At 37.1% G+C, this 13,066-nt stretch carries 13 protein-coding genes; 9 read left to right on the top strand and 4 right to left on the bottom strand.

Annotated elements, in window-relative coordinates:
- The first annotated feature begins 4 nt into the window (after positions 1–4).
- Positions 5–313, top strand: a complete 309-nt coding sequence (locus ACTJJG_RS02185) for a Rieske (2Fe-2S) protein (protein ID WP_080759619.1) — start codon at positions 5–7, stop codon at positions 311–313.
- A complete protein-coding gene (locus ACTJJG_RS02180; protein WP_032070452.1) occupies positions 306–1,316 on the top strand; it encodes a YeiH family protein in 1,011 nt (336 codons plus the stop codon). Before ACTJJG_RS02185 ends, ACTJJG_RS02180 begins: the two co-directional genes overlap by 8 nt.
- Positions 1,317–1,408: 92 nt before the next feature.
- Here the strand turns inward: ACTJJG_RS02180 and ACTJJG_RS02175 are convergent, their stop codons facing one another.
- Positions 1,409–2,419, bottom strand: coding sequence for an AraC family transcriptional regulator (locus tag ACTJJG_RS02175; RefSeq protein WP_372552742.1), 1,011 nt, complete (start codon positions 2,417–2,419; stop codon positions 1,409–1,411).
- Positions 2,420–2,709: 290 nt separating this feature from the next.
- On the opposite strand from ACTJJG_RS02175, the gene ACTJJG_RS02170 reads away from it, so the two are divergent.
- From ACTJJG_RS02170 to ACTJJG_RS02150, 5 genes are all read left to right on the top strand, one after another.
- Positions 2,710–3,315, top strand: coding sequence for an RBBP9/YdeN family alpha/beta hydrolase (locus ACTJJG_RS02170; protein ID WP_080776751.1), 606 nt, complete (start codon positions 2,710–2,712; stop codon positions 3,313–3,315).
- A gap of 100 nt (positions 3,316–3,415) precedes the next feature.
- A complete protein-coding gene (locus tag ACTJJG_RS02165) occupies positions 3,416–5,245 on the top strand; it encodes a DUF1302 domain-containing protein (RefSeq protein WP_080776769.1) in 1,830 nt (609 codons plus the stop codon).
- 66 nt (positions 5,246–5,311) lie between these two features.
- Positions 5,312–5,731 carry a PH domain-containing protein gene (locus ACTJJG_RS02160; protein ID WP_032055608.1) on the top strand — a complete coding sequence of 140 codons (420 nt, stop codon included), beginning with the start codon at positions 5,312–5,314 and terminating at the stop codon, positions 5,729–5,731.
- A gap of 172 nt (positions 5,732–5,903) precedes the next feature.
- The gene (locus ACTJJG_RS02155) at positions 5,904–7,277 is read left to right on the top strand and encodes a PQQ-dependent sugar dehydrogenase (RefSeq protein WP_032055612.1); all 1,374 of its coding nucleotides are present in this window, start codon (positions 5,904–5,906) and stop codon (positions 7,275–7,277) included.
- Between the two features lie 27 nt (positions 7,278–7,304).
- Entirely contained in the window at positions 7,305–7,757 is a 453-nt protein-coding gene (locus tag ACTJJG_RS02150) for a GNAT family N-acetyltransferase (protein WP_005073564.1), read from the top strand.
- Positions 7,758–7,815: 58 nt separating this feature from the next.
- On the opposite strand, the gene ACTJJG_RS02145 is transcribed toward ACTJJG_RS02150, so the two are convergent.
- Positions 7,816–9,018, bottom strand: a complete 1,203-nt coding sequence (locus tag ACTJJG_RS02145) for an MFS transporter (protein WP_032063204.1) — start codon at positions 9,016–9,018, stop codon at positions 7,816–7,818.
- A 138-nt stretch (positions 9,019–9,156) separates the two neighbouring features.
- On the opposite strand from ACTJJG_RS02145, the gene ACTJJG_RS02140 reads away from it, so the two are divergent.
- Entirely contained in the window at positions 9,157–9,717 is a 561-nt protein-coding gene (locus tag ACTJJG_RS02140; protein ID WP_014207150.1) for a TetR/AcrR family transcriptional regulator, read from the top strand.
- 457 nt (positions 9,718–10,174) lie between these two features.
- Positions 10,175–11,473, top strand: a complete 1,299-nt coding sequence (locus ACTJJG_RS02135; RefSeq protein WP_002119617.1) for a dicarboxylate/amino acid:cation symporter — start codon at positions 10,175–10,177, stop codon at positions 11,471–11,473.
- 159 nt (positions 11,474–11,632) lie between these two features.
- Here the strand turns inward: ACTJJG_RS02135 and ACTJJG_RS02130 are convergent, their stop codons facing one another.
- Positions 11,633–11,836 carry a hypothetical protein gene (locus ACTJJG_RS02130; protein ID WP_002119766.1) on the bottom strand — a complete coding sequence of 68 codons (204 nt, stop codon included), beginning with the start codon at positions 11,834–11,836 and terminating at the stop codon, positions 11,633–11,635.
- A gap of 361 nt (positions 11,837–12,197) precedes the next feature.
- A complete protein-coding gene (gene gloB, locus ACTJJG_RS02125; protein WP_005068466.1) occupies positions 12,198–12,929 on the bottom strand; it encodes a hydroxyacylglutathione hydrolase in 732 nt (243 codons plus the stop codon).
- Between the last annotated feature and the right edge of the window lie 137 nt (positions 12,930–13,066).

Genomic DNA, 13,066 nt, shown 5'->3' with positions numbered 1-13,066 from the left:
TCAAGTGCCTTTTGAAAAAATTCCAAATTCAGGTGAGCGGGCTTTTTTTAAAATTGGAGATAAAACTCTCGCACTATTTAACGTTGCGGCTCAATTTTATGCAATCGATGACAGTTGTCCTCATCAGGGCGCATCGCTATTTAGCGGACGTCTAGAAGGACGAGTGATTCAGTGCTGTGCCCATGGTCTACGTTTTGATTTAACAAATGGCTGTTTGGTTAATTCCTCTCAGCTCAAAGTTGCAACCTATCCCGTAGAAGTGATCGAGGACAAGGTATTTATTGTGATGGGCTGTGGGGAAAATCATGAGTAGTTTAGTTTTGAAAAATTTTTCCCAGCGTACAAGAGAATTAGCACCAGGTTTTGTGGTCAGTTCGGTCGTTGCAGCAGCTGCCTGTTTTTTATCAGAGCACTATGGCGCGCCAGTTATGCTATTTGCATTATTACTCGGCATGAGCGTGAATTTTTTAGCTGCTGAAAGTAAATGTAAGGCAGGTATCGAGTTTACTGCACGTAGTGTGCTCAGAATGGGTATCGCGTTACTCGGAATGCGTATAACTTTAGGACAAATTACCGCACTAGGTTGGCAACCAGTTGCGTTAGTTATCACTTTGGTTGTTGTCACAATTACAGTTTCTGTTATTGCCGCTAAAATTTTAGGCTTCCAAAAACTATTTGGCATGCTCACTGGTGGATCAACGGCAATCTGCGGTGCCTCAGCCGCACTGGCGCTATCCGCTGCTTTTCCAAATCATCCGCAAAAAGAAAAGGCGACTTTGTTTACCGTGATTGGCGTGTCGGCACTTTCAACCTTTGCAATGATTGTCTATCCGATGATTGCGAATTGGCTAGAGCTATCTCCACAAGCGGCTGGTGTGTTTCTTGGTGCTACGATTCATGATGTGGCGCAAGTGGTCGGCGCTGGTTATAGCATGTCTACTCAAACTGGCGATACGGCGACTGTAGTTAAACTTATGCGTGTGGCCATGCTGCTTCCAGTAATCGTTTGTGCAGCCATGATTACCCGCATGCAAGGAGCAGATTCAACCGGAGAGCGACCACCATTACTGCCTTGGTTTGCCGTTGGCTTTCTACTACTCGCTTGTATTAACAGTACAGGATGGGTGCCAACGATGGTTCAAAATGGAATCAATGATTTATCGCGCTGGTTTTTAGTCATCGCAATAAGTGCTTTAGGAATGAAAACTCAGTTAAAAGAATTAGCATCTGTCGGCATTAAACCGATTCTTTTAATGATCGGCGAAAGCATCTTTTTAGTGGTATTGGTTCTTGGGCTTATGCGCTTGTGGTTTTAATTTCAAGAATTAGATTTTTAAGGAAGTTCTGGAGTAGTTTCCCAGCTTCCTTATACTTTAAATGACTTTATGGGGTGTCAAATAAAGAGAAATTAATTGAGCAGGGCTTTATTGTGACTACGCCACATATTTGGTGACATACCAAATTGGCTAATGAACCAACGGGTAAAAGAACTCGGCATTGAGTAACCTAAAATATCAGACACTTGAGCAAGTGAATAATTTAGATTTTTTAAATAACGAAATACGAGATCTTTGCGTACTTCATTCATTAAATCACTAAAACTCGTCTGAGCTTCTTCTAATCGACGTTGTAAAGTTCGTACATGAATACCATGTGTTTGAGCGACTTGATCAATAGTAGCGCGGCCCATTGGCAAAAGAAGATAAATACTTTTACGAATATCAAAAATCATGGTCGATTCATTGCTATTCTGCAAAATATCTAAATAACGTTGTGCATGGTTAGCCATAGCCAAATTTGCTTGAGGGTTTGTTGTATCAAGTTCGGCCGCAGTACAAACAATGCCATTAAAGTCACTACCAAACTCGAGCGCACAGCCAAAAATTCGCCGATGCAAAGTTAAATCACTAGGCGGGTTATGAGTGAAGTGTACACTTAATGGTCGCCATTTTTGCATCATGAGTGCTGCACAAAAACGATGGGTGATTCCTAAAGCAAGTTCTGTGGCTTGACGGCTATACCCGCAAGTTGTTGTTACAACTTCTTCTCGAATAACTACTGTATCGTCAATTTCTTCTATATATATTTCAAGTGAGTTATTGAGTAAATTCCTGTAACGAACAATCGTTTGCAGCGCTTCTCTCAAAGTATATTGGTAACTTAATAATAGGCTCAGTTCACCAAAATCCGCGATTTCGCGTTGCTCTGCCATATGTAAACCGAAAACATCGCAATTACTCATTTGGGCTGAGTCTTCAAGCAAGGTAATGGCTTTATCTACAGAAATACGTTGTTTAAGATCATTCAATTGAGTTTGGCTAAGCCCAACACGTGATAATAAATGGTAGGGATTTAGATCTAATTGCTGAGCAACTGCCAAATAATTTTTTAAAGAGGCGGTATGCGCAAGAGGCACCATTTTATTATCTCCTGTTCTTAATCAGCCATATTCCTTACAGCTCATATCTAGTTATAACTAAAATATCCACATTACAAAAGCTTTTATTTAAGCGCCTAATCATGATGTCGATTTAATTTTAAAGCTGTTCTCTTAATTCATTTGTAATTACAAAAACTATTTTAATTAATTTACGAAATTTTAAAAAGATGTGTCGTCAAATGAAAAGTCCGTGACGTCTTATGTACACCATTAACTGAAATGAGCCTTTATTGTGAATAGAGTTTTATAAAAATTCTTATGCATCCTAGATGGCAAAATTCACAGGCGTCGAAATGGAAAAAATACAAACCAAAGCAACAATTTTAATTATTCCGGGGTTACGCGATCATGTTCCCGAGCATTGGCAAACGATCTTAGAAACAAAGCTAGCAAAGGTTCGCTCTGTACCACCTGTAGAAACTAATAAACTCAATTGTGAAAATAGAGTTGCTGCTATTCAGGCACAACTCGAACAAATACAAGGGCCTGTCATTTTGGTCGCACACAGCGCTGGTGTGCTGATGACAATACACTGGGCTGCAAAATATCAACGACCAATTCAAGGAGCTCTACTTGTGGCTCCACCTGACTTAAACGAAAGCTGGCCAGAAAATTATCCAAGCCCAACTGTACTTCATCAAGAAGGATGGAGTCCTTTACCAGATCAAGAACTACCTTTCCCCAGCATTTTGGTTGCAAGCACCAATGACCATTTAGCTTGTTATGAAGCTGTCAGTGAAATGGCAGAAAAGTGGGGTAGTCGACTCGTAAATTTAGGTGAAGTGGGACATTTAAACCCTGCATCTGGCTTTGGCTATTGGCCTTTAGCTGAACAATTCATTCAACAGTTAGATCAGGTCGAACAACCAGCCTAGTGCAAAAAAATACCTGCTTATGTAAACCATTTAAAGCCAATGGATGGCTTTGAGTAATAAGCAATAAATAAAAAAATCATAGTTATAGGGAGATAATATGATGGGTCAGTACGTCTATTTAAATCAAAGAAATAATCACGTTCTATATATTCAAAAAATAGGTATTTCATTAAGCCTAATTTTATTCATGTCTAAAGCAAATGCAGCCAATTTTGATATTGATAAAGACTGGAAGTTCGAGACAAGGACGACATTAAGCTTAGGTGCCAGTTGGAGTACGCAAGATCCATCCGTTTCATTACTTTATCGGCCTGACGCAAACAAAATAGGTAAACAAGGCGCTAGCATTGATGTGAATGGTGATGATGGGCGTATGAATTTTAGTAAATATGATGCCATTTCACAGATCATCAGAGGCATAACCGAAGTTAAGCTAAATGGAAAACAGCAGGGTGCGGTCATTAGCACTAAATACTGGTATGACCATGCCTATGAGACAGGGCACGGAGACTTTAAACCCTTTAATGATTCAGCGTGGCCAAGGCTCGCAAAGTTCAAAGGTATCGATTTATGGAATGCCTATATATGGAAAGATTTTGAATTAGACGATGGAAAAAGCATCAATTTAAAATTAGGCAAACAGACTTTAAATTGGGGGAAATCTCAGTTTTTTCAAAACGGTTTAAATTCGGTGAGTGCTTTTGATTTTGCTGCAATTAACCGACCGGGTGGTGATGCAAAAGAAAGAATCATTCCAACCGAAATGTTTTCATTCGACACAAGCATTAATAAAAATTTGAAAATAGAAGGGTTCTATCAATTTAAATTTAGACCTTCAGTTGTTGATGGTAACGGAACTTTCTTTGAGATTTCAGACTTTGTGCCCGAAAATGCAGGTCCAGTTCTGATTGCTGGAGGTGGAGATAAATTATCGGATACCGCAATTCGTTTACGTACCTATATTCCACGTGCAGAAAGTAGAAAAGCAAAGGATAACGGCCAATATGGTATTGCTTTAAAACAGACATTACCCAGTTTAAATAATGCTGAGTTAGGTATTTACTATGCGAATTACCATAACCGTAATGCAAACTTTGATGGAACGGCCGTAACAGCTGCAGGACCCGAACATTTTAATAGCGCGAGTTATTTTTCTATCTATCCTGAAAATATCAAAATGTTTGGATTAAGTTTGACTGGTAAAGTTGGAACAACAAACGTTTTTAGTGAGTTAACCCACAAACCTAATCAACCTTTGCAACTAAACGGTACAGACATTGTCTATGCTCAAGTATTATCAGAAGGAACACCATTTGCACCGCCGGGAAAAACTGTTGGATTGGGTCAATATATCCAAGGATATGTACGCTTACCTGTAACACAATTTTCGGTTGGAGCAACTGGCAGCATATTCAATATTTGGGGTGCAAATTCGATGACATGGTCTACAGAGTTTGCCTTAAACCATATTGCAGATATTGGTAATCATCGGATTGGCCGGACAGGCGCATTTGGTCGTAGTGAGCTTTCAACAGGTGCTTATAATCCTGAAACAGGTGAGTTTAAATGTACGCCGTATGGTACAGCTCATCTTACCAATGCAGAAATTGATAACTTGAATGAACGCTTTTGTAATAAAAACGGTTTTTTTAATGAATGGTCATTAGGTTACCGATTACGTGGAGCATTAAATTATCAAGATATTTTACCCTCTACAGTGATTACGCCAAGTCTTAGTTTTAGACACGATGTTTATGGATATAGCCAAAACTTTCAAGAAGGGCAAATGAGTGTAACTGCGGCGTTATCTATGACTTATCAGCAAAAATATACAACAGAGATTGCCTATAATAACTTTTTTGGTTCTAATGAATTTAGCACGATAGATGATCGAGATTTTGTATCATTAACATTTAAAGCTAATTTTTAGTTCAATTATTTTATAAAAAATATAGAAAGGCTCGTTATAAATGATATTTATACGTGGAGGATAACTTTGAAATTTAGATCAAAAATTGATTGGTGGCTTTTACTCATATTTATTGTTGTCACTGGCAATATCCTTATGAAAATTTATGAAGCAAATCATCATTATTCTTTAGCTTCAAATTTTCAGCACCTCTTCATTTATAGTTTAGTCATTTTGGTTATTTGGCTTCCGGTCTTTAACACGTATTACGTAGTAGAAAACAACACATTAATCATTAAGAGCTTGGTATTTCGATGGAAAATTAATATCAATGATATTACTCAAATAGAACCTACCCATAATCCACTTTCTTCTCCAGCATTATCGCTAGATCGACTTAAAATTTATTATATGAAAGATGGAAGAATGGCTACAGTAATGATCTCGCCCAAAGATAAAGAGAGCTTTTTAAATACTTTAAACAATAGTTCTGGGACCAAGTTCTAATTGATAGTTAATTAAGAAAGTAAATTAAGTGCCTAATAAATACTCAGTTATGTATTAGATTTTTGAAAAATACGGTCTGTAATGCTCAGCACAGTTAAATAAATCAACTATAAGTCTCTCTTCTAAAGCATTAACCTGTATTTATTGCGAATAAATAAAATGGAGATAAAAGATGCTTAACGATTTTTTGAAGCCAACTTTAGGCATTACGGTTGTATGTGTACTTGCAGGATGTGCGTCATCCTCTCAATATCCAATTACTGATAGTTATGGCCCAGAACCAAAACTTCCTGAACCAAAAACAAGCTTATTACCGACCGTTAATATAGCCCCAGCAGAAGGTTGGCCAAATGGCGCTATGCCTACTCCAGCAGAAGGTTTAAAGGTCAAAGCCTTCGCCAAAGGACTTGAGCACCCGCGTTGGCTTTATGTATTACCAAATGGCGATGTATTGGTTGCTGAAACAGATGCTCCGCCTAAACCGGAAGACAGCAAAGGTATTAAAGGTAAAATCATGACTTTTGTGATGAGGCGTGCAGGCTCATCTCATCCGAGCGCAAACCGTATTATTTTACTTCGTGATACCAATGGAGACGGCGTCGCTGACCAGAAAACGGTATTCCTTAAAAACTTAAATTCTCCATTTGGTATAGCATTGGTAAGTAATAACTTATATATCGCCAATACGGATGCACTGGTGCGTTTTCCTTACCAAGAAGGGGAAACTCAAATTACAGCCAGTGGAACCAAAGTATTGGACTTACCGGGTGGTGCTTTAAACCACCACTGGACCAAAAATGTAATTGCTAATCGCGAAGGTACAAAGCTCTACATTACTGTCGGTTCTAACAGTAATGTTGCTGAAAATGGTTTAGATCAAGAAAAAGGTCGTGCACAAATTACAGAGTTTGATATTGCAAGTGGTCAGTCTCGCCCATTTGCAACAGGACTACGTAATCCTAATGGTATGGCTTGGCAACCTCAAAGCGGTAAACTTTGGACAGTGGTTAATGAGCGCGATGAAATCGGTAGTGACCTAGTACCCGATTATATGACTTCGGTTCAAGACGGTGCTTTTTATGGTTGGCCTTATAGCTACTATGGTCAACATGTAGATGTGCGAGTAAAACCGCAAAATCCTGAAATGGTTGCTCGTGCAATTAAACCCGACTATGCACTAGGCAACCATACGGCTTCTTTAGGCCTTGCATTTTATGCAGCCGAACTGATGCCACAATTTAGAGGTGGGGCATTGATCGGTCAGCATGGTTCTTGGAACCGTAAACCTCACAGTGGTTATAAAGTCATTTTTGTACCATTTAGAAGTGGTCAGCCTTCTGGTCCACCGCAAGATATTTTGACTGGATTCCTCAGCGATAAAGGCAAAGCGTATGGTCGCCCTGTGGGTGTAGCAATTGATTTCTCAGGTGCTGTGTTAGTTGCAGATGATGTGGGCAATACGATTTGGCGCGTTTCGCCAGTTGCAGAGACAACTTATGAGAGTCCAACCCAGCAATCCATTAGTAGTTCAGTGACTCAACCTTAAAAAGGTTGGACAAAATAGGTTTATTTTATGCAAATATTACGGTTATCTGATTACCCTCAATACAAAGAAATGGCTGCACAGTGGTTTTCTGAAAAATGGCAAATCCCTGTGGAAGCCTATCTTGATAGCATTCAGATTTCCATTGATCAAAAACATGCTATTCCACAGTGGTACATTGTTTTAAATGAAGATAAGCATTTAATTGCTGGAGCAGGAGTCATTGATAATGACTTCCATGAGCGTAAAGATTTAACACCAAACTTATGTGCTTTATTTGTAGAAGAGAACTATCGAAACCAAAATATTGCAAAGCACATTTTAGATTTTATACGTGAAGACTTGAGTAATCAGGGCATCCAAACACTTTATTTAATAACAGACCATACCGAGTTTTATGAAAAATGTGGTTGGCGGTTTTTAATGTTGGTAAAGGATGAGGAAGGCGAGATGGTACGTATGTATGTAGCAGATACTTTTTAATAGAATTTAAAGAGCATCTAAAAAAAATAGCCTCTATAGAGGCTATTTTTTTATAGGCTTATTTACTTTTAAAGTTTTTAAAAATCAAAAGAAGGGCAACAAACGATAGTAAAATAATAAAACTAATATAACTATTTGCTGTACTCATCAGCCCAATTTTCCCAACAAAATAGCCAGCTAAAATTGCTGGAACACTAAAAGCCAAATAACTTTCAACAAAAAATGCAGCCATAAGTCCTGCGCGTTCCTCTGGTAAAGCTAGAGGCATTACTGTGCGAATTGCTCCCATGAAAGCTGTACCAAAACCCACACCCGTAATAATAGAACCAAGAAATAAAACTACTGCATTTGTAAAATTAATTGCTAAAAATAAAACAGTTGAACCAATAGCAATTGAAAGAGTACCTATTAATAAAATACGATAATTTGTCGACTTTCTAAGCGTTAATATACCTGCCGCACCTGAGAGTGCTAGCGCTATAAACATAACACCGTTTAGCCATGCAGATGAAGTATGGAAAATTTTTGCCAGTAAAGAGGGCATAAGTGATAGGAAGAAACCACTGACCATCCAAAGAGCAATATTAATAGGGCTAATACTCAATAAAGCACTTTTTGTTTGTGGAGGAATAGCCATATTGGGCTTTAAAGAGGCAAGAGCACCCGATCTCTTTTGGGCTGTTTCAGGAGTAAAAAAACTTAAAATGAGTTCACAAATAAGAAGAAGACATAAAAATTCAAAAACAAGCTGTAACGGTTGGGCAGAGAATTGCAAAATAGAACAAGTTAGAAATATACCAACAGCCATGCCGACCATTGGTGCGATACTATTAATAAGCGAACCCTGAAGCTTACTAAAATCTAAAATTGCTGCGCCTATAGCCGAGACAGCAAGCCCTGTTGCGATTCCTTGTAAGCCCCGTGCAATAAATAACATCGAAACATCTGAAGCAAATAAGAAAAAGCTCATCGAAATAATTTGCAGAAAAATGGCTGCAATAATGACAGGACGACGTCCAATATAGTCAGACAAAGAACCAATAATCAGTAATGAACCCAGCAAAGTAAAAGCATAAGTTGCAAAAATTAAAGTCAAAGTGACAGGTGAAAATTGCCAAAGCTGTTGGTATAGACGATAAAGTGGAGTCGGTGCACTAGACGCTGCCATAAAAGTCATGAGCGTGATTGTATTGAGTGTCAATGCACTTGCACTATCTAACTGAAAAACTGATCCAGACCGTTTTGAACTTGAATTGTTCATATAAGATGAATAACATAAAAGCGAATATTTAGCTTTTATACATTATTTTCACACTAAAGCAAATCTTTAGCTTTAGTGTATTTTGTATATAGATATAAATATTTATAAATTTTTTGATTCCTTTTACAGAGTTTATAAATGGCAAAAGTTGTTACTGGTTTACGTCCTGGCGGTCGTAGTGAAAGAATTCAAACTGCGGTGCACCAAGCGGTAAAAGAGCTTCAAAAAACCTTAGAGCAGAGCCAGATTACCATACCTATGATCGCTCATGAGGCAGGAGTAACACCTTCGACAATTTACCGCCGTTGGGGCGATATTAATCAGCTATTTTCAGATGTAGCCCTAAATGAACTTAAACCTGATATGGAACCAAAAGATTTAGGTTCATTTCAGCTAGATATCACTGCATGGATTGAACAATATTTTGAGGAGTATTCTTCTGAAGTTGGTCAAACATTATTGCGTGATGTGCTATATACAGCCGACTCTTCAAATGCAAGAAAATGTGAAACCTTAATTATTCAACAACTTGATATTATTCAAGCCAGAGCTAAATCGCGTAATGAACCCACTATAAATAATGAAGAAATTATCGAAGCTGTTATTGCCCCTATGCTATTTCGCATCTTATTCACTGAACGTACCTTAAGCTTAGATTACGTCCACATTTTATTGGAACGGTTATTTAACGCTCCCTAATTTGAATTAATTTATCAAAGCCTATTAGTAGGATTTTTTTAACAAAAAAGAGACACTTTATCTTGTTAAAAAATTATATATCAATTTTTCTTATTATTTTTAAACTAAATTTTCATAATTTATAATTTACATGTTTTTTATAAAATCATTTATTTAATAAATGTTGTGCTGGTATGAGACAATTAAACTTCTACAGCCATTTTTGTGCATGTTTTTACTTAAAATATTAAGATTAAATAATGCTTTATAACGAATTTTGGTTGTTTTTTTATTTTTTAAAACTAGAAAATTAAAATGATTTTATATAATTTATTGCATGATTATTGAATTTGACATTTTTTAAATTTATAACACAGGCCGTTTTTTATTCTTTACAATGGCTTTTCCTTGATAAAGCAGCTTGTGGTGCACGCTTTATATTTTATTTTTTTATCCCCATCGAAAAGGTATTTAGATAATGGATTTCAATACCCTTGACCAAGAAACGGTACAGAAAAAACAGAAGTTTCACCAAATTTTGTATGTACAGGTCATCTTTGCAATTATTTTGGGCATTTTAATTGGTCATTTTTACCCAGAACTTGGCGAAAGTTTAAAACCGCTTGGTGATGCATTCATCAAGATCGTTAAAATGATTATTGCTCCCGTCATCTTTTTAACCGTTGTTACAGGCATTGCCAGTATGACAAACATGAGCCGAGTTGGCCGTGTAACTGGTAAAGCTATGCTTTATTTCCTTACCTTCTCAAGCTTGGCGCTAGTAGTTGGTATGATTGTGGCAAATATTATCCAACCAGGTAAAGGTCTTAATATTGACCCCGCTACCTTAGTCAACGATAAAGTAAATACTTACGTTGAAAAGGCGCATGCAACAAATATTACTGACTTCTTCATGAATATTATCCCGCAAACTCTAGTTAGCCCTCTGGCAGGTGGCGAGATTTTGCAGGTTCTGTTTGTGGCGGTGTTATTTGGTATTTCTTTGGCTGCATTGGGTGACCGTGCACGTCCAATTACCGACTTCTTAAATAACTTAACAGCTCCAGTTTTTTACCTTGTTGGTATGTTAATGAAGCTGGCTCCAATCGGTGCTTTTGGTGCAATGGCTTTTACCATTGGTGCGTATGGAATCGAATCAATTGGTAATTTATTACTATTAATTATGACATTCTATATTACAGCGGTATTGTTTGTCATAGTGATCCTAGGAGCAGTAGCCCGTTACAATGGCTTCTCAATTATTCATTTAATCCGTTATATCAAAGATGAACTTTGGTTGGTTTTAGGAACAAGTTCTTCTGAAGCAGCTTTACCATCTTTAATGGATAAAATGCAAAAAGCAGGTTGTGAAAAATCGGTGGTAGGTTTGGTGATTCCGACAGGTTATTCATTTAACCTCGATGGTACAAATATCTACATGACTATGGCGGCTCTATTCATCGCACAAGCGTGTAATGTTGACTTATCAATTAGTGAACAAATTGCATTGCTTCTTGTGGCAATGGTAAGTTCTAAAGGTGCAGCAGGGGTGACTGGTGCAGGCTTTATTACTCTGGCTGCAACTCTATCGGTTGTACCGGCGGTTCCTGTAGCAGGTATGGCTTTAATTCTTGGTATTGACCGTTTTATGTCAGAGTGCCGTGCATTAACAAATTTAGTTGGTAATGCTTGCGCAACAATTGTTGTAGCACGATGGGATAAAGCTTTAGATAAAGATCTTTTAGATAAAGCTTTAAAGAATCCTAAAGCAGAATAATCTTATAAAAAATCTGTAGCTGAGGGCAATTTGGGAGAGTAGCCCCGCTACAGATTTTTTGTTTAATATTTAACAATATATTTTAATTAAACCATTCTAAAGTTTTGCAATATTACTTATCTTTCAAAAAGACAATACTGTAAATCGAGTCGTAAAAAATTATGCTTTTAAGTGATCCTCAAACTCTTCACCTAATTGCATCGCTAATGAATTACCTGCTAAATCACAGGTCACTAAACCATATTCTTTTTTAAAACTAAAAGTAAAACCTTTTCCATCAGCAAGATTTTTAACTGAATACCCTAACTTTTCTAACCAAATACGAAACGCAATCAAATTTTTAGCTTTAACAACCTTTTTCACGTGAGAACTCCTTCTATCCGTGGCATTACATCTTATTTATTAATAGGGTTTTAATTAGATTTTTTAAAGGGGGAAAACTTTGTTTTATTTTGCAACTTGTAAAAAAAGTAAGATAGAGAAAGAACAGTTTTCATTTTTATAAAAATATGGTGGTGTTATGTAACTAAAAAATAATAACTTTTTATTTAATGGATTGTTTGTTGGCGTGTTTTTAAGAAAATATAAATTCGAGGGAATTTTTAAAAATATGAATAAATATGAAGATACTAAATGTAAAAAATAATTACGATCAACGTGCACTATGCAAAAAGATACAGTTTTTAAAATGAAACTGTATCTCTTAAAAGGAGAGGCTTTAACTTTAAAAGTTATCTTTAAGTGCACGTAAATGAGCAAAGTCTTCAGCACTTTCTGCACGAAGAAAAGGATTGGTGGCTAATTCGAGTTCAATCGTACTCGGAAGGGTGATTGATCCTTGTTTACGTAGCTCACGAACTTCTTCAGCTCGTTCAGATAAGGCGTGGTTATGCGGCTCTACCGTTAAGGCAAATTCGGCATTTGAAAGCGTGTATTCATGCGTACAATAAACTTTGGTTTGTGTTGGTAGCGCTGCTAAACGACTAAGTGAGTGATACATTTGTTCAGCCGTACCTTCAAATAATCGTCCACATCCCATTGCAAACAAAGTGTCACCGCAGAATACAGCTTCTAACTCTTCAATAAAATACACAATGTGCCCTAAGGTGTGACCTGGGGTCGCGATAATCTCTACTTTTAAATCATTAAATTTTAAATGATCGTCATGTTGTAAGGGGTGAGTAATTCCCGGAATTTTTGAGAGCTCATCACGTGGACCATAGACAGTAATATTTTGGCCAGCCGTTAAATCCGCTACACCACCGATATGGTCTTTATGCCAATGAGTGAGCCAGATTTGTTTTAAAGTGAGTTGATAATTTTGACAAAATTGAGTCACAAGATCAGCTTCTGTTGGATCAACTGCAACAGCCTCTTGGGTTTCAGTATCTTCTAAAATCCAGATATAGTTTTGGAGGGCATTCTGTACATCAATAAAATGAATTCTATAACGCATTGTTTTATCCTAAAACCAAATCCAAAGAATAAGTAATCACTGTTTTCGATAATAACAGAAAATGGTATTAAGCCACTCACTCAACCTTTTTATGAAAACGATGTATATAAAACAAAAAAGCCCCCATTTAGGGAGCT

This window comes from Acinetobacter sp. 22512 (genome assembly GCF_052044755.1).
Taxonomy (GTDB): domain Bacteria; phylum Pseudomonadota; class Gammaproteobacteria; order Pseudomonadales; family Moraxellaceae; genus Acinetobacter; species Acinetobacter pittii.
The sequence above is the reverse complement of the archived record's forward strand: the minus strand, read 5'-3'. Positions and strand labels throughout refer to the sequence as shown.